Annotated in this window: 21 protein-coding genes; 12 read left to right on the top strand and 9 right to left on the bottom strand. The window is 67.6% G+C overall.

Annotation, left to right across the window (positions count from 1 at the left end):
- Nucleotides 1-135: 135 nt before the first annotated feature.
- From rnhA to cysQ, 4 genes are read right to left on the bottom strand one after another with little or no spacing between them, the layout of a single operon-like run.
- On the bottom strand, nt 136-612 hold the full coding sequence (gene rnhA, locus FZ029_RS13010) for a ribonuclease HI (RefSeq protein WP_149269618.1): 477 nt from the start codon (nt 610-612) through the stop codon (nt 136-138).
- A complete protein-coding gene (locus FZ029_RS13005; protein ID WP_149269617.1) occupies nt 609-1,592 on the bottom strand; it encodes a homoserine kinase in 984 nt (327 codons plus the stop codon). Before FZ029_RS13005 ends, rnhA begins: the two co-directional genes overlap by 4 nt.
- A 55-nt stretch (nt 1,593-1,647) precedes the next feature.
- On the bottom strand, nt 1,648-2,454 hold the full coding sequence (locus FZ029_RS13000; RefSeq protein ID WP_149269616.1) for a ferritin-like domain-containing protein: 807 nt from the start codon (nt 2,452-2,454) through the stop codon (nt 1,648-1,650).
- A complete protein-coding gene (gene cysQ / locus FZ029_RS12995) occupies nt 2,451-3,227 on the bottom strand; it encodes a 3'(2'),5'-bisphosphate nucleotidase CysQ (RefSeq protein WP_149196939.1) in 777 nt (258 codons plus the stop codon). The genes FZ029_RS13000 and cysQ overlap by 4 nt, the downstream gene beginning before the upstream one ends.
- Before the next feature lie 90 nt (nt 3,228-3,317).
- Between cysQ and FZ029_RS12990 the strand changes: the two genes are divergently transcribed.
- Nucleotides 3,318-3,872, top strand: coding sequence for a GNAT family N-acetyltransferase (locus tag FZ029_RS12990; protein WP_149269615.1), 555 nt, complete (start codon nt 3,318-3,320; stop codon nt 3,870-3,872).
- Here FZ029_RS12990 and FZ029_RS12985 read toward each other — a convergent pair.
- Together FZ029_RS12985 and FZ029_RS12980 are read right to left on the bottom strand one after the other, a co-directional pair.
- Nucleotides 3,869-4,567 (bottom strand): EAL domain-containing protein, encoded by a 699-nt coding sequence (locus FZ029_RS12985; RefSeq protein ID WP_247892290.1) that lies wholly within the window; start codon nt 4,565-4,567, stop codon nt 3,869-3,871. The two genes, FZ029_RS12990 and FZ029_RS12985, sit on opposite strands and share 4 nt — an antisense overlap.
- Before the next feature lie 173 nt (nt 4,568-4,740).
- Entirely contained in the window at nt 4,741-7,077 is a 2,337-nt protein-coding gene (locus FZ029_RS12980; RefSeq protein ID WP_149269613.1) for a xanthine dehydrogenase family protein molybdopterin-binding subunit, read from the bottom strand.
- 200 nt (nt 7,078-7,277) lie between these two features.
- On the opposite strand from FZ029_RS12980, the gene FZ029_RS12975 reads away from it, so the two are divergent.
- From FZ029_RS12975 to FZ029_RS12965, 3 genes are all read left to right on the top strand, one after another.
- A complete protein-coding gene (locus tag FZ029_RS12975; RefSeq protein ID WP_149269612.1) occupies nt 7,278-8,012 on the top strand; it encodes an SOS response-associated peptidase in 735 nt (244 codons plus the stop codon).
- Nucleotides 8,013-8,037: 25 nt separating this feature from the next.
- Nucleotides 8,038-8,574 (top strand): thermonuclease family protein, encoded by a 537-nt coding sequence (locus FZ029_RS12970; protein WP_247892289.1) that lies wholly within the window; start codon nt 8,038-8,040, stop codon nt 8,572-8,574.
- 261 nt (nt 8,575-8,835) lie between these two features.
- The gene (locus tag FZ029_RS12965; RefSeq protein ID WP_149269610.1) at nt 8,836-9,636 is read left to right on the top strand and encodes a response regulator; all 801 of its coding nucleotides are present in this window, start codon (nt 8,836-8,838) and stop codon (nt 9,634-9,636) included.
- Nucleotides 9,637-9,767: 131 nt separating this feature from the next.
- On the opposite strand, the gene FZ029_RS12960 is transcribed toward FZ029_RS12965, so the two are convergent.
- Nucleotides 9,768-10,025 (bottom strand): GlsB/YeaQ/YmgE family stress response membrane protein, encoded by a 258-nt coding sequence (locus FZ029_RS12960; RefSeq protein ID WP_098739889.1) that lies wholly within the window; start codon nt 10,023-10,025, stop codon nt 9,768-9,770.
- A 212-nt stretch (nt 10,026-10,237) separates the two neighbouring features.
- Between FZ029_RS12960 and FZ029_RS12955 the strand changes: the two genes are divergently transcribed.
- Nucleotides 10,238-10,678, top strand: a complete 441-nt coding sequence (locus FZ029_RS12955; protein WP_149269609.1) for a hypothetical protein — start codon at nt 10,238-10,240, stop codon at nt 10,676-10,678.
- A gap of 115 nt (nt 10,679-10,793) precedes the next feature.
- Here the strand turns inward: FZ029_RS12955 and rpe are convergent, their stop codons facing one another.
- Nucleotides 10,794-11,447, bottom strand: a complete 654-nt coding sequence (gene rpe, locus FZ029_RS12950) for a ribulose-phosphate 3-epimerase (protein WP_149269608.1) — start codon at nt 11,445-11,447, stop codon at nt 10,794-10,796.
- A gap of 203 nt (nt 11,448-11,650) precedes the next feature.
- Here rpe and modA point away from each other — a divergent pair, with 203 nt between their 5' ends.
- Genes modA through modC form a run of 3 tightly spaced genes read left to right on the top strand, consistent with a single transcriptional unit; the run spans nt 11,651 to nt 14,290 of the window.
- Nucleotides 11,651-12,460 carry a molybdate ABC transporter substrate-binding protein gene (gene modA, locus FZ029_RS12945; RefSeq protein WP_149269607.1) on the top strand — a complete coding sequence of 270 codons (810 nt, stop codon included), beginning with the start codon at nt 11,651-11,653 and terminating at the stop codon, nt 12,458-12,460.
- 10 nt (nt 12,461-12,470) lie between these two features.
- Nucleotides 12,471-13,166: a molybdate ABC transporter permease subunit gene (gene modB / locus FZ029_RS12940; protein ID WP_149269606.1), complete on the top strand. Its 696-nt coding sequence runs from the start codon at nt 12,471-12,473 to the stop codon at nt 13,164-13,166.
- Between the two features lie 2 nt (nt 13,167-13,168).
- Nucleotides 13,169-14,290 carry a molybdenum ABC transporter ATP-binding protein gene (modC, locus tag FZ029_RS12935; protein ID WP_149269605.1) on the top strand — a complete coding sequence of 374 codons (1,122 nt, stop codon included), beginning with the start codon at nt 13,169-13,171 and terminating at the stop codon, nt 14,288-14,290.
- Between the two features lie 32 nt (nt 14,291-14,322).
- Here the strand turns inward: modC and FZ029_RS12930 are convergent, their stop codons facing one another.
- Entirely contained in the window at nt 14,323-14,634 is a 312-nt protein-coding gene (locus FZ029_RS12930) for a hypothetical protein (RefSeq protein WP_149269604.1), read from the bottom strand.
- Between the two features lie 359 nt (nt 14,635-14,993).
- Between FZ029_RS12930 and FZ029_RS12925 the strand changes: the two genes are divergently transcribed.
- The 4 genes from FZ029_RS12925 (at nt 14,994) to FZ029_RS12910 (ending at nt 19,472) form a co-directional block, all read left to right on the top strand.
- Nucleotides 14,994-15,365, top strand: a complete 372-nt coding sequence (locus FZ029_RS12925; RefSeq protein WP_174757288.1) for a septum formation initiator family protein — start codon at nt 14,994-14,996, stop codon at nt 15,363-15,365.
- Between the two features lie 194 nt (nt 15,366-15,559).
- Complete coding sequence (pdhA, locus tag FZ029_RS12920) at nt 15,560-16,579, top strand: pyruvate dehydrogenase (acetyl-transferring) E1 component subunit alpha (protein ID WP_149269603.1); 1,020 nt, start codon at nt 15,560-15,562, stop codon at nt 16,577-16,579.
- Nucleotides 16,580-16,696: 117 nt separating this feature from the next.
- On the top strand, nt 16,697-18,118 hold the full coding sequence (locus FZ029_RS12915) for a pyruvate dehydrogenase complex E1 component subunit beta (protein ID WP_149269602.1): 1,422 nt from the start codon (nt 16,697-16,699) through the stop codon (nt 18,116-18,118).
- Nucleotides 18,119-18,134: 16 nt separating this feature from the next.
- The gene (locus tag FZ029_RS12910; protein ID WP_149269601.1) at nt 18,135-19,472 is read left to right on the top strand and encodes a pyruvate dehydrogenase complex dihydrolipoamide acetyltransferase; all 1,338 of its coding nucleotides are present in this window, start codon (nt 18,135-18,137) and stop codon (nt 19,470-19,472) included.
- Nucleotides 19,473-19,479 lie beyond the last annotated feature (7 nt).

Here is a 19,479-nt window from a genome sequence, read left to right as displayed (position 1 = left end):
AAGGGGCCCATGCGGAGCATGGGAAGGGTGAGGGGTGGTGCAAGGAACCATCCGGTTCGGGATGCTTGTGTCACCCCTCACCCTCCCCGCCTTTGGCGGGTCCCCTCCCTCTCCCGGGGCGGGAGAGGGCCTTGTTTATCCCTGTGCCCGCACGTCGGCCACACCGCGCCGTGCCAGTTCGTCGGCGCGTTCATTCTCGGGGTGGCCGGCGTGGCCGCGGACCCAGTGGAATTCGATCTCGTGCTGCCGCTTTGCCTCTTCCAGGCGCTGCCACAGATCGACGTTCTTCACCGGCTTCTTGTCGGCGGTCAGCCAGCCCTTGGCCTTCCAGCCATGGATCCATTTGGTGATGCCGTTCTTCACATATTCACTGTCGGTGAAGAGGCGGACGGTCACCGGCTTCTTCAACGCCTCCAGCGCCATGATGGCGGCCATCAGTTCCATGCGGTTGTTGGTGGTCGCCGGTTCGCCGCCATACAGCTCCTTCTCCACCTCGCCACAGCGCAGGATGGCGCCCCAGCCGCCGGGGCCGGGATTGCCGCTGCAGGCGCCGTCGGTGAAGATGTCGACGGTCTTGCGTCCGGCTTCGGTCGGGGTGGTATCGTCGGTCATCGCCCGCCTGCGTCGGAATCGTCGAGGAAATAGTCGCCCAGGCCGCGGACCGACTGGTGGAAGCGCAGTTTGCGCAGATATTCCAGCGGGTCCTTCGGGCGCACGAAGGCGCCCGGCGGGTGGTTCAGCCAGTCATAGAGACGGGTCAGCAGGAAGCGCACTGCACTGCCGCGGCAGAGCCAGGGCAGGGCGTCCAGCTCTTCGCGGGACAGCGGCCGGACCTTGCGGTAGTTGGACAGCAGCAGCCGCGCCTTGGTGGCATTGAAGGACCCGTCGATCTCGAAGCACCAGGCGTTGATGCAGATCGCCACGTCGTAGACGAAGAAGTCGTTGCAGGCGAAATAGAAATCGATCAGGCCGGACAGGCTTTCGCCGCGGAAGAAGACATTGTCCGGGAACAGGTCGGCATGGATGACACCGGCAGGCAGGCCGACCGGCCAGTTGGCCTCCAGCGCCGCCAGTTCGGCCTCCAGTGTCGCGCGCAGGCCCGGCGCCACCTCGTCGGCGCGCTCGGCGGACTTGGCGAACAGATCCTTCCAACCGGGCAGGGCCAGTGCGTTCGGCCGTTCCATGCGGAAATCGCCGACCGCCAGATGCAGGCGGGCCAGAGCCTCGCCCAACTGGGCGCAATGCTGCGGCATGATCCGGCGCGGCCACATGCCGGCCAGGAAGGTGACGATCACCGCCGGACGGCCGCACAGTTCGCGCAGAGCCACGCCGTCGCGCCCCGGCACCGGCAGCGGGCAGGCGATGCCCTTCTCCGCCAGATGCTCCATCAGGCCGAGGAAGAAGGGCAGATCCTCCTTCCGCGTGCGCTTTTCATAGAGCGTCAGGATGTAGGGTCCGCGTTCGGTCACCAGCAGGAAGTTGGAATTCTCCACCCCCTCCGCGATGCCCTTGCACGACAGCACCGCGCCCAGATCGTACTGGGCGGCGAAGGTGCTGAGATCCTCGTCGGTGACTTCGGTGTATACGGCCATGGTGTCCAGCGCCTTACCGGGTTTCCGGCCTGCGGTCAATTTCCACAATCAAATTTCAGGGCGTGATCGGTTCGTAATATTCCGGGCCGAAGCCGGCGAGTTGGCGGCTGGTGGTGTTGAAGGGGCGCTTCAGCCCGCCGCGGAAATGGCGGCCGACCAGTTCCTGCCAGAGGGCGACCGGATCGGCGCCGCGCTCGGCGCAGAGATGGACGAACCAGCGACGGCCAGCGGCGACGTGGCTGATTTCCTCGTCATGGATGGTCTGGAGCAGGTCGGCGCTCTCGCCGTCGCCGAAGTCGCGCAGGCGGCGCACGGTGTCGGGCGTGACGTCCAGGCCGCGCGCCTCCAGCACCATCGGCACCACCGCCAGCCGGGCGGCGAGGTCGTGCGCGGTCTCCGTCGCCGCCTGCCACAGTCCGTCATGGGCCGGCAGGTCGCCATAGGTGGATCCGAGGGCGTTCAGACGGGCTTCCAGCATCTGGAAATGCCGCGCCTCGTCGTCGGCCACCTGGATCCAGTCGTCGGCGAAGCCCTTGGGCAGGCCGAGCGGGGCGAATCGGGCGACGATGTCCCAGGCGAGGTCGATGGCGTTCAGTTCGATGTGCGCCAGCGCATGCAGCAGGGCGATGCGGTTCTGCGCGCTGCCGCCGCGCCCGCGCTTGGGCATGTCGCGCGGCAGCTTCAACTCCGGCCGGTCGGGACGGGCGGGGCGGTCGGGCGGCGGGGCCGGCACGGCGGGGGACAGCAGGCCGTCGCGCCAGGCGGCGGCATGCAGGCGGGTCAGGCGCACTTTCTCCAGCGGCGCCGCGGTGGTCAGCACCGCGGTCGCCGCTTCACCCAGGCACGACAGGGAAGAGGTCATTTCCAGCCGTAGGCGACGAAGTGCGGGTTGAGGATGTCGTCCTTGCCGTAGACCAGCGGCGAGCCGTCCGGCTGTTCCACCCGGCCGCCGGCGCCGATCAGCACGGCATGGCCGGCGGCAGTGTCCCACTCGCTGGTCGGCCCGAAGCGGGGATAGAGGTCGGCCTTGCCGCTCGCCACCGTGCAGAATTTCAGCGAGCTGCCGCAGGACACCCGGTCCTTGACCGTGTACTTGCCGAGGAAATCCTCCAGCACCGAACCGCTGCCGTGGGAACGGCTGGCGACGACGGTCAGCCCGTCAGGCGGCGGGTTGCGGACGGCGATGGGGTGGTCGTGGCGGCCCTCCGCGCAATGGACGGCGGTGCCGGGGCCGGCGGCGGTGTACATGTCGCCGGTGGCTGGGGCATAGACGACGCCCAGGACCGGGACGCCATTCTCGATCAGGGCGATGTTCACCGTGAACTCGCCGTTGCGGGAGATGAATTCCTTGGTGCCGTCGAGCGGATCGACCAGCCAGAAGCGGCCGCCGGAGATGTCGGGCTTGTGGCCGGCGGCCATCGCCTCTTCCGCGACGACAGGCACGCCCGGCAGCAGGTGGTGCAGCGCCGGGACGATCACCGCCTCCGCCGCCTGGTCGGCCTGCGTGACCGGGCTGCCGTCAACCTTGGTGGCGACGTCGATGCCGTCGTTGTAGAAGCGCAGGATGACCTGACCGGCCTCGTGGGCGATGGTGCGGACCGTCGGCAGCAGGCTCGCCACAGCGGCATCGGGCATGGGGTAATCTCCCTATGGTATGAAGAGTCAGCATATCCTGCCCGAAGGCGGGCCGGAAGCTCTTGAACGGGTGTGGAACGGAGAAGGCGGATGACGGCCGGGGAATTGTCGGACATCGGACGGACGGACGGCCACGGCGCATCGGCCCTATGGCGTGCTATGACCGTGGCCGATCTGGACCGGATCCTGGCCATCGCGGACATCGTTCATCCGGACTATCCGGAGGAGCGCGGCGTGTTCGAGGAGAGGCTGGCGCTCTATCCCGCCGGCTGCCGTGTGGCGGAATGCCGCGGCGAGGCCATCGGCTACGGCGTCATGCATCCGGGCAGGCTGGGGGTGCCGCCGCCGCTCGATACACCGCTGGGCAGCCTGCCGGCGGATGCGGACTGCCTGTACCTGCACGACATCGCCCTGCTGCCGGAGGCGCGCGGCACCGGGCTGGGGGCGGCGGTGCTGGGCTATGCCCATGGACTGGCGGCACGGGAGGGGTGGAGGCGGCTGGCGCTGACCTCGACGCCGGGCGCGCGGAGCTATTGGGACCGCGTCGGTTTCGCACCCTATGCGGATGGCGGACCGGCGCTGGAGGCCAAGCTGGCGAGCTATGGCGGCGGGATGAGCTATATGACCGCGCCGGTCCGGGCCTAAGCGGCCAACTGGGCCAGATCGGGGTCGGACACCACCGCTTCGAAGGCCGGCTTGGCGAACAGGTAGCCCTGCATCAGGTTCACGCCCAGGTCGCGCAGGGTCTTGGCCTCATCGGCGGTCTCGATGCCCTCGGCGATGGGGGTGATGGCGAGATCCTCGCACACCGCGAGGATCGCCTTGACGATGCTGCGCCGGGCGCGCTCGGTGTCGATGTTGCGGGTCAGCTCCATGTCCAGCTTGATGATGTCGGGCTGGAATTCGGCCAGCAGGTTCAGGCCGGAATAGCCGGAGCCGAAATCGTCGATGGCGGTCATGAAGCCCTGGCGCTTGTATTCGCTGAAGATGCTCTTCAGATGGTCATGGTCCACCACCCGCTCGTTCTCCGTCACTTCGAAGATGATGCGGTCGGTTGGGAAGCCGGTGCGCCGGGCGGCGGCCAGCGTCGCGCGGATGCAGGCCTCCGCCTTGTAGACGGCGTTGGGCAGGAAGTTGATGGACAGGCGGGCGCCGTTCATCGGCAGGGACGATGCAAGCTCGATCGCCTTGATGCGGCAGGACTGGTCGAAGGCGTAGCGGGTGGAGTCGGTGACCTGGCCCAGCACCCAGCCGGCCCCTTGGCCCTGGGTACCGCGCACCAGCGCCTCATGCGCCCACACACCGCCCTCGGCGACGTCGACGATGGGCTGGAACGCCATCGTGAAGTCCAGATCGAGGCGGTCCGCACATTGACCGCCGCACCCACCGTCGCCAAACGCCATCGCCCTACCCCTGTCGGATCGAGAATTGCACTTTCAGGTAGGGAACAATGCCATGGATTTCATCAGACGGAGGTGTGGCAATTGCCACACCTTCCGGTTAGGACTTTCCCCTATTCCGCCGCCATGCGGGTTTCAGCGTGGCGGATTGCCGCCCACACCGATTCCGGCGTCGCCGGCATGTCGATGTGGGTGATGCCGAGGTCGGACAGCGCGTCGACCACCGCGTTGATGATGGCCGGCGGCGCGCCGATGGCCCCGGCCTCGCCGGCGCCCTTCATGCCCAGCATGTTGGTTGTGCTGGGCACGCTGTTCAGCTTCACCTCGATCGGCGGCATGTCGACCGCGCGCGGTATCTGGTAGTCCATGAAGGAGCCGGACAGCAGCTGCCCGTTGTCGGGATCGAACACCACCCGCTCCTGCAGGGCCTGACCCAGCCCCTGCGCGACGCCGCCATGGATCTGGCCGATCACCAGCATCGGGTTGATGACCGTGCCGAAATCGTCGACGACGCTGTAGCGCAGCACCTCGACGATACCGGTGGCGGGGTCGATCTCCACCTCCGCGATGTGGCAGCCGTTGGGGAAGGTGCTGGCCGGGGGGGTCCAGCGCGCCATCTCGGAGAAGGCGACGCCGCCCGTGCCGGCCGCCGCCGCCTTGGCCGCGACCTCCTTCAGCGATACCGAGCGGTCGGTGCCGACGATGGTGAAGCGGCCGTCGGCGAATTCGACGTCAACCTCGGCGGTTTCCAGCAGGTCGGCGGCGACGCTGGTCGCGGCCTTCACCACCTTGGCCGCACCCTCCGCCAGCGCCGAACCGCCGACCGGGACGGAGCGGGAGCCGCCGGTGCCGGAGCCCCAGCTGACGCGGTCGGTGTCGCCCTGAACCACCTCGACATCCTCCGGCGGAACGCCCAGCCGGTCGGCGAGGATCTGCTTGTAGGCGGTCTCGTGGCCCTGGCCGTTGGTCTGGGTGCCGATCATCAGCACCACCTTGCCGTCGCCGTTGACCTGGACGGTCGCCTGCTCCGGCCCGCCGCCCGAACAGGCTTCGATGTAGGTGGACAGGCCGGCGCCGCGCAGCTTGCCGCGCGCCTTCGCTTCCGCCTTGCGGGCGGGCAGGCCGGCCATGTCGGCGAGGATCAGGCCGTCTTCCAGATTTTGGACGAACTCGCCGGTGTCATAGACCTGCCCCATCGGCGTGGCGTAGGGCATCGCGGTCGGCGGGATGAAGTTGCGCCGCCGGATTTCGGCCGGGCCGAGGCCGGTGACGCGGCCGGCATGATCGATCAGCCGTTCCAGCAGATAGGCGGCTTCCGGCCGGCCGGCGCCGCGATAGGCGTCCACCGGCTGGGTGTTGGTGAAGACACCCTTCACCCGCACATAGACGGCAGGCGTCTTGTAGGAGCCGACCAGCATGGCCGACCCGGCATCGGTCGGGATGAAAGGACCGTAGTTGGACAGGTAGGCGCCGAGATTGGCGACGGTATCGACCCGCAACCCCAGGAAATGGCCGTCGGCATCCACCGCCAGGCGCGCCTTGCTGACATGGTCGCGGCCGTGATCGTCGCTGATGAAGCCCTCGATCCGGTCGGCGGCCCATTTGACCGCGCGGTTCAGCCGGCGGGCGGCGAACAGGCAGGCGACATATTCCGGATAGTTGAACAGCTTCATGCCGAAGCCGCCGCCGACATCGGTGGTCAGCACGCGGATTCGCTGCTCGGGCTCGTTCAGGATCTTGGCGAACTGCTTCTGCAGGCCGTGCACGCCCTGGCTGGTGACGTAGATCAGCAGCCGGCCGGGACCGCCGTCGGCACCGGCTTCGACTCCGGCGACGCAGGCGCGACCCTCCATCGGATTGGCGACGACGCGGTTGTTGACCAGCTCCAGCTCCACGACGCGATGGGCGCCGGAGAGCGCGGCCTCCACCGCCGCCTCGTCGCCGGTGTCCCAGTCGAAGCAGAGGTTGTTCGGCGCGTCGTCCCACACCAGCGGACGACCGGGCTCCAGCGCCGCCAGCGTGCCGGTGACGGGCTCGCGATCCTCGTAATCGACCATCACCAGTTCGGCGGCCTCGCGCGCGGCCTCCAGCGTTTCGGCCACCACCATGGCGACCGGATCGCCGACATGGCGGGCGAAACCGCGGACCAGCGCCGGGCGCGGGGTGCGGACATAGTTCGACCCGTCGCGCTGCTTCAGCACCGCCTGACAGGGGATCATGCCGACATTCTCGGCGTCGAGATCGGCAATGGTGTAGACCGCCAACACGCCAGGCTGGGCCAGCGCGTCGGACGTGTCGATGGCGCCGATGGCGGCAAAGGCGTGGGGCGAGCGGACGAAGGCCGCATAGGCCTGTCCGGGGAGGGACACGTCGTCGGTGTAGCGGCCGCCGCCGGTCAGCAGCCGGGCGTCTTCGGTGCGCGGAACCGCCTGTCCGATGCCGAACTTCATGGGTGAACTCCCGCCTTCCGGTTCGATGCGATTGTTGTGCCCCGCGAAGATAGGCCGGCTTAAGCGTCAGGGAAACCCCGACGGGCGACATGGGTGACGGTTGTCCGCTGCAAGGATTGTCGGATGGACCCGCAAGGACAGGGGCAAACGGCTGGCGCAATCGACCTTCAAGGGCCATATTTCAGGGCATGTGTGGACGCATGCTTCTCACCACCCCGGTCAGCGAGGTCCAGCGCGTGTTCGGCGTGCCCGAACGGCCGAACCTGATGCCGCGGTGGAATATCGCCCCGACGCAGGATATCCCCGTCATCCGTCGCGAGGAGGACGGCCGCCATCTGGCGATGGTCCGCTGGGGGCTGGTGCCGCCCTGGGCCGACGATCCCGCCATCGGCGGGAGGATGATCAACGCGCGCGGGGAATCGGTGGCCGACAAGCCGGCTTTCCGCGATGCCTTCCGCAAGCGCCGCTGCCTGGTCCCGCTGGACGGGTTCTATGAATGGACCAGCGTGGGGGAGGGGGCGAAGCCGCGCAAGCAGGGCCACGTCATCCGTCGCCGCGACCGCGGCCTGTTCGCGCTGGCCGGATTGTGGGAGCGCTGGCGCGGGCCGAAGGGCGCGCCGCCGCTGGACCCGCCGCTGGAAACCGCGACGGTGGTGACGACGGCGACCAACGCGACCCTGTCCTTCCTGCATGACCGCATGCCGGTGGTTCTGGACCCCGCCGATTGGGACACATGGCTGGATCCGTCGACCCCGCTGCCGGTGCTGGAGGGACTGATCCGCTCCGCGCCGGAGGAGTGGCTGGATGTCGTGCCGGTGGGGCCGAAGGTGAACAGCGTGCGCAACAACGACTGCTCCTGCCTGGATCCGCCGCAGGAGACGGCTCCGGTCAAGGCGAAGGACAAGCCGGGCGATGACCAGCCGAGCCTGTTCTAAGGCGATGCGGATGCCGGGGAGAGGGATGACGAGCGGACTGCTGCTGGCGGTTTCGCTCGTCCTGGCAGGACCGGCCGCGGCGCAGACCAATCAGGCGGCCAAGGGGCGCGGCCCGATCGCCAACACGCCGGACCAGACCATCAAGGGCACCGCCATGGCGGTGGAGGGCGACCTGCTGACCATCAACGGCACGGCGGTCCGGCTGATGGGCATCGACGCCCCGGATCCGGGGCAGAAATGCAGGAACCGCTACGGTCACGAACTGGACTGCTTCAAGGTCGCCACTGCCGTGCTCGCCAACATGGTGAAGGGCGAGGAGGTGACCTGCACCGTCACCGAACAGGACCGCACCGGCGAGAAGAAGGGCGAATGCCGTGTGCGCGGCGTCGATCTGGGGGCGGCGATGGTGTCGCGCGGCTGGGCCTTTCAATATGCCAGCCTGTCGCCGGCCTATCAGAAGGGCGAGGCCTACGCCCAGAGCAAGCGCATGGGGCTGTGGGCCGGGCAGGTGGAAAAGCCCTGGCAATGGCGCAGCCGGCAGCTTCGCGAGACGGCCAAGTGAGCGGAGCCCGCCTGCCGGTTGCGCTGTGCCGACCGCAAAGGCTCTGTGGTCCGTTGGCGGCCGGCACCCCCATTTCCCATTCGACCGCCACGCCGTCCATGATAGCATTCGAATGGAACGAATGACGATCTCCAGAAGGCGATTTCCAAAGCCGGGCCTGTGGCTGACATCAATCGACAGGGGCCGCGCGTTTCCCCGGTGAACGGTTCGAGAGGCGCGATTCCAGAGCGGCAATTCCCGTCGGGGAGCGGAGTCACGGGTATGCTCGTTTACGAATGCGAATTGTTCGAGGTGGTTCCGGTGCTGCGCCGCTATGCGCGGGCGCTGACCGGCACGACCGACCGTGGCGACGCGCTGGTGACCCGCTGTGTCGAGGCGGCGATGATGGCGCCCTCGCGCTTCGGTCTGGATCGTGGCGGCGACGGGGCGCGGATGTCGATGTATGCGCTGCTGAATCTGCTGTTCGACCGTTCGGAGGATTTCGGCCCGGCCGGCCGGCCGCTGCCCTCGCCGCACCCCATCGAACGCGCCCTTGCCGAACTGCCGGAGGCCGATCGCCGTCTGTATCTGCTGACCGCACTGGAAAGCCTCAGCCTGCCGCAGGCGGCGAAGGTGCTGCAGCTGCGGCCGGGAGAGGCGATCGAGAGGTTGAAGACCGCCCGTGCGCGGGTGCGGGGCGCCATGGTCCAGCGGGTGATGGTGGTGGAGGACAACGCCCTTCTGGCGATGGAATTAGGGGCGCTGGTCGCCGAGATGGGGCATGTCGTCTGCGGGACTGCCGGCAACGAGCCGGAGGCTTTGGCCCTGATGAAGGCGGAAAAGCCGACGCTGGCCCTGCTGGACGTCCGGCTGGCCGATGGCGGCAGCGGGATCGAGATCGCACGGCGGCTGAAGCGCGTGCGCGATCTGCGCACCATCTTCGTCACCGCCTTCGACGACGACATCCAGGCCGGCGACGCCCGCCATCTCGGGCAGATCGTCCGCAAGCCCTTCACCAACGCCGGCATCCAGGCCGCCATCTCCCGCGCCATCTTCATGCCGCAGCCGGTGGCGCTGGCGTAACGTCGTCGATCCGGCCAGGAATAAAAGGACACACGGAAAAGGGACCGCCGGCCGTCCGGTGGTCCCTTTGTCCTGTCCTGATGTGTCTCGACCGGCCTTCAATCAGGCCGGTCCGTACCACAGCCGTCGCCTTAGACCGTCGTCCGCCGGCCGGCGATCATGCGGTAGATGGCCAGGATGACGATGGCGCCGACGATGGCGCCGATGAAGCCCGCTCCCTCGCCCGGCCGATACCAGCCGACGGCGGCGCCCAGATATGTCGCGACGAAAGCGCCGGCGATGCCCAGCAGGGTGGTGATGATGAAGCCGCCCGGATCGCGACCCGGCATCAGGAACTTGGCGACGATGCCGGCGAGAAAGCCGATGATGATCGTCCAGAGAATACCCATGGTGATTTCCCTTCCGTTGCGGGACCGTCTTCCCATGCCCAATAACGGGCAGAGACGCATTTGGTTCTCGCCGACGCGTGATCTTTTAGGGTGACTCGCCTTCGGGTATCCGAATCCCGGCCGGAACCTTTCCGGGGTCGGCCCTGTTCTCCGCATCACGTTTCAGGCGTCGCACTGCGGTGCCGCCACGGACGACTGTTAGGAGACGCGTTATGAACAAGACCTTCATTTTCACCGCTGTGGGTGCCGTTCTGCTGTCGACCGGCGCGATGGCCCAGGTGGCCGGTTCCGCGACGACGCCGCAGGCCGGCTCCAGCTATACGATGGGCGCGACGACCGGCGTGCCGCCGCTGAACGCGCCGGCCCGCGGCCTGCCGATCACCGACACGGCGCAGGGCGGCAAGGTCGTCGTGCTGGGCGAGAGCATCGGCGAACGCCAGCTGGCCGAACGGCAGCGGGCGGAGAGCATGACCCCGCCCGTCACCTATTCCGGGTCGAGCGCCGGGACCTACGGCTACGGCAACTCCGGTTCCAGCTATACCGCTCCCGGCTATACCGCTCCGGGCTATTCCGGCACCGGATCGCAGACGGAAGGCAACATGAGCACGCGCGGCATGAGTGGCGGTGCGCCCTATACGCCGCCGACCCGCTGACCCATGCCTGCCGGCCGGACTGTAACCAGTCCGGCCTGAAACGAAGCGGCCCCGCAACGCTTCTCCCATCCGGGGGAGCGTTGCGGGGCCGTCGGCGTTTATTCGAACGGTTCGTTCAGCGCAGCGCGCGGATGTTGGCGGCATACTGGTCCGGACCGCCGGTGAAGGTGGCGGTGCCGGCAACCAGCACGTCGGCGCCGGCCTCGATCGCCAGACGGGCGGTCTCCGGGTTGATGCCGCCGTCCACCTCCAGGTCGATCTGTTTGCCGAGCGCGTCGATGCGGGCGCGCAGGTCGCGGATCTTCGGAAGCTGGCTCTTGATGAAGCTCTGGCCGCCGAAGCCGGGGTTGACCGTCATCACCAGGACGAGGTCGATGTCCTCCAGCACATGCTGGATGGCGTCCACCGGGGTGGCCGGGTTCAGCGAGACGCCGGTCTTCTTGCCCAGCGACTTGATCAGCTGGATGGTGCGGTGCAGGTGCGGGCCGGCCTCCGGATGGACGGTGATGATGTCGGCGCCGGCCTTGGCGAAGTCCGGAATGAACAGGTCCACCGGCGAGATCATCAGGTGGACGTCGAAGACCTTGGCGGAGTGCGGACGCAACGCCTTCACCACGCCCGGCCCGATGGTCAGGTTCGGCACGAAATGGCCGTCCATCACGTCGATGTGGATGTAGTCGGCGCCGGCGGCGTCGACCGCGCGGACCTCCTCGCCCAGCCGGGCGAAATCGGCGGAGAGAATCGAGGGGGAAATCTTCACGGCGCGCATGGGGCTTTCCTGGGGCAGGGAGTGATGAAGAGGGGCTGATTCGCCGCACTTCCTATCACGGGGCCGCAACGCAAGTCATGACATGATGTGGATGGCCGCCATGCCTCAACGGTGCGGATTGCACCGTTTACGCTTTACCGCAACCGCGAAGCGTTGTATCCGTTGGAATATAGGTCAGGCATCGAATTCGGCAGGAGGTGGCGATGGTCGGGAAGGATAGGAAGTTCGGGCGCCGCGGTTTTTCGGCGACGGTTTCGGCGGTCGTCCTGGGCATCGGCCTGACGGCCGCGGCACCGGCGGCGATGGCGCAGGACGTGCTGGTTCTAGCGGCGGCTTCGACCAAGAACGCGGTCGAAAAGCTGGCGGCGCAGTTCAAGGCGAAGACCGGGGCCACCGTGACTTCGTCGTTTGCCGCCTCGTCGGCGCTGGCCAAGCAGATCGAGAATGGTGCCCCGGCCGACATCTTCATCTCGGCCGATCTCGACTGGATGGACTATCTGCAGAAGCGCGATCTCATCAAGACCGACAGCCGGGTGAATTTGCTGGGCAACGAACTGGTGGTGGTGGTGCCGAAGGGCTCGCCCCTGAAGCCGGATCTGTCCAAGGGCGGCAAGCTGGCGGACCAGCTGGGCGACGGGCGGCTCGCCACCGGCGACCCGTCGAACGTTCCGGTCGGGAAGTACGCCAAGGCGGCGCTGGAGTCGCTGGGCCAATGGACGGCGGTCGAACCGAAGCTGGCGCGGGCCGACAGCGTGCGCGCCGCTCTGGTGCTGGTCAGCCGGGGTGAGGTGCCGCTGGGCATCGTCTATCGCACCGACGCCGCCGTCGATCCGGGGGTGGAGGTCGCCGCGACCTTCCCGCAAGACAGCTATCCGGCGATCACCTATCCGGCGGCTTTGGTGGCGTCGTCGAAGAGTCCGGCGGCCGTTGCCCTCCTCGATTACATGAAATCGCCGGACGGCATGGCGGTTTGGAAGGAATTCGGCTTCGTTCCGGCACCCAAGGCACCGTAAGCTCTGCCGCATGGAACTCCTGACGCCGATGGAAACCACCGCGTTGCTGCTGAGCCTGCGTGTCGCGGGCGTCGCCATCGCGTTGGGATTGCCGGTGGCCGTGCTCGCCGCCTGGGTGCTCGGCCGTTATTCCTTTCCGGGCAAGACGCTGGTCGATGGGCTGGTCCATCTGCCGCTGGTCCTGCCGCCCGTGGTCACCGGCTACATCCTGCTGGTGACCATGGGAACCAAGGGGGTGGTCGGCGGCTGGCTCTACCAGACCTTCGGCATTAAGCTGATCTTCACGGCGGAAGGGGCGTCGCTGGCGGTGGCGGTGACCTCCTTTCCGCTGATGGTGCGGGCGATCCGCCTGTCGGTGGAGGCCATCGACGGCGGGCTGGAGGCGGCGGCGCGCACATTGGGCGCCGGGCCGGTCGACCGCTTCTTCACCATCCTGCTGCCGCTGATGGCGCCGGGCCTGCTGTCCGGCGCCATCGTCGCCTTCGCCGCCGCGATGGGCGAATTCGGTGCGGTCATCACCTTCGTGTCCAACATCCCTGGAAAGACGCAGACCCTGCCACTGGCGATCTATGCCGCGACGCAGGAACCGGGCGGCGACGCGGTGGCGGCGCGGCTGGCGGCGATCTCGTTCGGCGTGGCGCTGATGGCGCTGATGCTGTCGGAGTTTCTGGCGAACCGGGTTCGCCGCCTGATCGGGCAGGTCTGACCATGCTGGACCTGCACATCCGCCAGACACTGGGCGCCTTCACGCTCGACATCGCCTTCACCGCAGAGGAACGCGGGGTCACGGCGCTGTTCGGCCGCTCCGGCTCCGGCAAGACGTCGGTCATCAACGCGATCGCCGGGCTGAGGCGGCCCGATGCCGGGCACATCCGCATCGGCGACACTGTGTTCTTCGACAGCGCCCGGCGCATCGACGTGCCGGTGGAGAAGCGGCGCATCGGCTATGTCTTCCAGGAGTCGCGGCTGTTCCCGCACATGACCGTGCGCAGCAACCTGGAATACGGGCTGCGCCGCGTGCCCGCCGGGGAGCGGCGGATCGCTTTCGAACCGGTGGTGGACCTGCTGGGGCTTGGCCATCTGCTGGACCGCCGGCCGCGCGGCCTGTCCGGCGGCGAGAAACAGCGGGTCGCCTTCGGCCGCGCCCTGTTGGCACAGCCGCGCCTGCTGCTGATGGACGAGCCGATGGCATCGCTCGACACCGCGCGCAAGGCGGAGATCATGCCGTATATCGAGCGGCTGCGCGACGAGATGAACATTCCCATCGTCCTGGTCAGCCACGCGCTGGACGAGGTGGTGCGGCTCGCCACCACGATGGTGCTGATCGCGGAGGGCAGGGTGCGCGCGGCCGGGCCGGTCGGCACGGTGATGGGCCGGCTGGATTTGTCGGCGGTGACCGGCGCGCAGGATGCCGGCGCGGTGCTGGACCTGACGGTCGAGCGTCACGTTCCGGAGGACGGGCTGTCCGTGTTGGCTTTCGACGGCGGGCGGCTGACGGTGCCGCAGATCGACCGCCCGCCAGGCGCGGCGGTGCGGCTGCACATCCACGCCCGCGACGTCATCATCGCTTTGCAGCCGCCGAGCGGCGTCAGCCTGCGCAACGCGCTTGCGGCGACGGTCACGGAAGTGGCGGAGGCCGGGCCGTCGTCGGCCGATGTGCGGCTGGCCGTTGGCGGGGCGTTCCTGATCGCACGCATCACGCGGGCGGCCGTGCGCGAACTGGAACTGGCGCCCGGCCGCCCGGTGGTGGCGCTGGTCAAGGGCATCGCTTTCGAGCCGGACAGCAGCGGCGAGGCATCGGACCGGCGGAGGCGGGTGGTGGACGTGTGACCGTCCACCACCCGCCTTATCGGCTTTCGTCCTTACTGGGTGCCCGACGGGGCGGGGGAGCCGCCGGTGCTGGCGCCGCCGCCGGCCGAACCACCGGCGGTCGAGCCGCCCGGCACGGTGCGGGTGGCCCCGCTGGTCTCGTTCATCGAATTGCCGGAGGTGCCGCCTTGCACCGGAACGCCGGTCGAGGGCGGCGGAACGGTGGTGGACCCGCTGCTCGACCCGCTGCTGGTGGTCGGGCTGGTCTGGTTCGCCGCATTGGAGTTCTGGGCGTTTTGGTCGTCGCAAGCCGCCAGACCCAGAAGCAGGGCGGGCAGGGCCACGATCAGGAACTTGCTGCGCATGGGGTATCGCTCCTCAGCCAGTGGGCGGCGCCATTGGCGGAATCGCCTGTGCGAACCCGCAAGGGACTCGCGGCTTTGGCCAGGCGGCGCCGTGTGGGTCCAAACACGCCACCGCCGGTTTCATTCCATGCACCTTCGCTCTATGCCGGGTGGCTGGCTGTACCGATGAGCGGGTGCGTCGCCCGGTCGGATGTCCGATTACCGACGAGAACTTTACCGGAACATCCTTTCGACTTGTGGCTTGGCCGCGACGAATACCCATTACTGGGTTGCGCAAAGATCACGAAGCTTTTGCGACTTGGCTGTTCCATCTTTTTCGTTTGACCGGTGGAAAGGCGCTGTGATTCCATCGTGCCACCATGACGATGATCGCCGACCTCACCGATACGCTCGCCCGCGCCGCCAAAAGCGCGATCCGCCAAGCAATCATGCCGGCGCTGTGCGCCTGCGTGGTGGCTTATTTCGCCTACTACGCGATCCATGGCGATCGCGGACTGGTGGCGATGAAGCAGATCCAGGGGGAAATCGCCCAGGCCGAAGGGGTCCTCAACCAGCTCCGCACCGAGCGGGAGGATATGGAACGGCGCGCCCAGCTGCTGCGTGGCGACGGTCTCGACCGCGACATGCTGGAGGAGCGGGCGCGGCTGATGCTGAATTTCGCCAACCCGCGCGACGTCATCGTCAAGCTGCCCAAGCTGGCTGATCCCGAGGGTGCCTCCACGCAGAAGTAAGGGGATATCAGCCGATTAACCGAATCGCGGTTAATCTAAAATAGCGCTGCAAAAACAGACGTTTGCGCAGACCCAGAAGCTCGTGTAGTGTGCGCGCCATATTCGCTTCCGGTGCGGGCTCTCGCACGCCCGCAACGCGCGGCGGCAAGGGGTGTTGAAAAAGACCTTTGCCGCTTGAACCCTGGGGAGGAATCATGGCCGCGTCCCGACGCCGTTCCACCAAGGCGCAGACCGACACCGCGCCCGCTCAAGCCGTCTCGTCCGAAGAGCTTCTTCATTACTATCGCGAAATGCTGCTGATCCGCCGCTTCGAAGAGAAGGCGGGCCAGCTGTACGGCATGGGCCTGATCGGCGGCTTCTGCCATCTCTACATCGGCCAGGAAGCCGTCGTGGTCGGCGTGCAGGCCGCCCTGAAAGAGGGCGATGACGTCATCACCAGTTACCGTGACCACGGCCACATGCTGGCCTGCGGCATGGAAGCCAAGGGCGTGATGGCCGAGCTGACCGGCCGCATTGGGGGCTACTCCAAGGGCAAGGGCGGCTCGATGCACATGTTCAGCCGCGAGAAGAACTTCTACGGCGGCCACGGCATCGTCGGCGGCCAGGTTCCGCTCGGCACCGGTCTGGCCTTCGCGCACAAGTACCTCAACGACGGCGGCGTGTCCGCGGTCTATTGCGGCGACGGCGCGATCAACCAGGGCCAGGTGTACGAGAGCTTCAACATGGCGGCGCTCTGGAAGCTGCCGGTGCTGTTCGTCATCGAGAACAACAAGTACGCCATGGGCACCTCGCAGGAGCGCGCCTCGGCCGGCGAACTGCATCAGCGCGGCGCCGCGTACGGCATCCCCGGCTATCAGGTCAACGGGATGGACGTGCTCGAGGTGAAGGCCGCTGCCGACCAGTGGGTGAACTACATCCGCGAAGGCAACGGCCCGGTCATCCTCGAGATGAAGACCTACCGCTACCGCGGCCACTCCATGTCCGATCCGGCCAAGTACCGGACGAAGGAGGAGGTCGAGAAGATGCGGTCGGAGTCCGATCCCATCGACCAGCTGAAGTCGAAGCTGCTGGCCGGCGGCCATACCGACGAGGACAAGCTGAAGGAGATCGATCGCGCGGTGAAGGCGATCGTCACCGAATCGGCCGAGTTCGCGCAGCAGAGCCCCGAGCCCGATCCGTCGGAGCTGTGGACCGACATCCTGGTCGAGAGCTGACCGTCGATCCACCGTCTGGTCCTGACGTCAACGATAAGCAGGAGCGGCGCCAGAGGGACGGGTTGCCCCCGATATGGGGAGAATCAGCCGGTTCCCCGCGCCGCCGGAGGTTGAGGAATGCCGATCGAAGTGCTGATGCCGGCCCTGTCGCCCACCATGACCGAGGGCAAGCTGGCGAAATGGGTCAAGAAGGAAGGCGACACGGTTAAGTCCGGCGACGTTCTCGCCGAGATCGAGACCGACAAGGCCACCATGGAAGTCGAAGCGGTCGATGAAGGCCGCGTCGGCAAGATCCTGGTGCCGGAAGGCACCGACAATGTCGCGGTGAACACCCCCATCGCCATCCTGCTGGAAGAGGGCGAGGACGAGAGCGCGCTGTCCAAGGGCGGCAACGCCCCGGCCGCCGCCGCTCCGGCCAACGCCGCCCCCGCCTCGGAAGAGACCAAGGCCGCCCCGTCGGCGGTGCAGGCTCCGGCTCCGGCGCCCACCCAGGCCGCAACCGTGCCGGCCGCCCCGGTGTCCGCTCCGGATTCGGACGAGGACAAGTTCTTCGCCAAGACGGTGAAGAAGACGGTCCGCGAGGCCCTGCGCGACGCGATGGCCGAGGAAATGCGCCGTGACGAGAAGGTATTCGTCATGGGCGAAGAGGTCGCGCAGTACCAGGGCGCCTACAAGGTGACCCAGGGCCTGCTGCAGGAGTTCGGCGAGCGTCGCGTCATCGACACGCCCATCACCGAGATCGGCTTCGCCGGTCTGGGCGTCGGCGCCTCCTTCAAGGGGCTGAAGCCGATCGTCGAGTTCATGACCTTCAATTTCGCCATGCAGGCGATCGACCACATCATCAACTCCGCCGCCAAGACGCTCTACATGTCCGGCGGCCAGATGGGCAGCCCGATCGTCTTCCGCGGCCCGAACGGCGCCGCCGCTCGCGTCGCCGCCCAGCATTCGCAGTGCTATGCCTCCTGGTACGCCCACTGCCCGGGCCTGAAGGTGGTCTCGCCGTGGTCGGCGGCCGACGCCAAGGGCCTGCTGAAGGCTGCGATCCGCGATCCGAACCCGGTCGTCTTCCTGGAGAACGAGATTCTCTACGGCCAGAGCTTCGACGTCCCGGAGGACGAGGAGTTCGTCCTGCCGATCGGCAAGGCCAAGATCGAGCGTCAGGGCAAGGACGTGACGATCACCGCCTTCTCGATCATGGTCGGCCATGCGCTGGCCGCCGCCGAGGAACTGGCGAAGGAAGGCATCGACGCGGAGGTCATCAACCTGCGCACGATCCGTCCGCTGGACACCGCCACCATCGTCAACAGCGTCAAGAAGACCAACCGTCTCGTCTCCGTCGAGGAGGGCTGGCCCTTTGCCGGCATCGGTTCGGAAATGTGCGCGCTGATGATGGAACAGGCGTTCGACTATCTCGACGCCCCGGTGGCCCGCGTGGCCGGCCTGGACGTGCCGATGCCCTACGCCGCCAACCTGGAAAAGCTGGCGCTGCCGCAGGTCGCCGACATCGTCAAGGCCGCCAAGCAAGCCTGCTATCGTTGAGAGGAGGGCTGATAGGATGACCGTTCAGATTCTGATGCCCGCCCTCTCGCCCACGATGACCGAGGGCAACCTCGCCAAGTGGCTGAAGAAGGAAGGCGACACGGTGAAGTCCGGCGACGTTCTCGCCGAGATCGAAACCGACAAGGCCACCATGGAAGTCGAAGCGGTCGATGAAGGCCGCATCGGCAAGATCCTGATCCCGGCCGGCAGCCAGGGCGTCGCGGTGAACACCCCGATCGCCATCCTGCTGGAAGAGGGCGAGGATGAGAGCGCGCTGGCGTCGGCCGGCTCCGCTCCCGCCCCGGCCCCTGCTGCCGCCGCTCCGGCCGCTGCCCCGGCGCCGACGGCCGCTCCGGTGGCAGCTGCTCCGGCTCCGGCCGCAGCTCCCGCGGCTGCCGCTCCCGGTGAGCGCGTGTTCGCCAGCCCGCTGGCGCGCCGCATCGCCGAACAGGCCGGCGTCGACCTGAAGTCCGTCAAGGGCACCGGCCCGCACGGCCGCATCGTCAAGGCCGACGTGGAGGCCGCCAAGGCCGCCGGTCCGGCCAAGGCCGCCGCCGCCCCGGCGGCTGCCCCGGCTCCGGCCGCTGCGGCTCCGGCTCCCGCCGCTGCTCCGGCACCGGCGCCCAAGGCCGAAGGCATCGACGCCAAGGCACTCGCCGACAAGCTGGGCATGGCCTACACCGCCGTGCCGAACAGCGGCATGCGCAAGACCATCGCCAAGCGTCTGGGCGAGGTGAAGCGCACCGTCCCCGACTATTTCCTGACGGTGGATGTCGAGATCGACGCGCTGATGAAGGTCCGCGCCGAGCTGAACGGCCGGTCCGACGCCTACAAGCTGTCGGTGAACGACTTCATCATCCGCGCCGTGGCGCTGGCGCTGAAGAAGGTCCCGGCGATCAACGCGTCCTGGACCGACGAGGCGATGCTGCAGTACGGCCACGCCGACGTTTCGGTTGCCGTCGCCACCCCGACCGGGCTGATCACCCCGATCATCAAGAAGGCGGAGACCAAGGGTCTGGCCGACATCTCCAACGAGATGAAGGCGCTGGCCAAGAAGGCGCGCGACAACGCGCTGAAGCCGGAAGAGTATCAGGGCGGCACAATCTCCATCTCCAACCTGGGCATGATGGGGGTCAAGCAGTTCCAGGCGATCATCAACCCGCCGCAGGCCTGCATCCTGGCGGTCGGCGCCAGCGAGCAGCGCCCGGTGGTGAAGGACGGCGCGCTGGCCATCGCCACGGTGATGAGCCTGACCGGAACCTTCGATCACCGCGTGGCCGATGGCGCCGTCGGTGCGGAATTCCTTGCGGCGGTGAAGAAGCTGCTCGAGGATCCGCTCTCGATGCTGCTCTGATGGTTTG

The sequence above is a fragment of the Azospirillum sp. Sh1 genome, from assembly GCF_008365135.1.
Taxonomy (GTDB): Bacteria; Pseudomonadota; Alphaproteobacteria; order Azospirillales; family Azospirillaceae; genus Azospirillum; species Azospirillum oryzae.
This window is presented reverse-complemented; position numbering and strand designations above follow the sequence as displayed.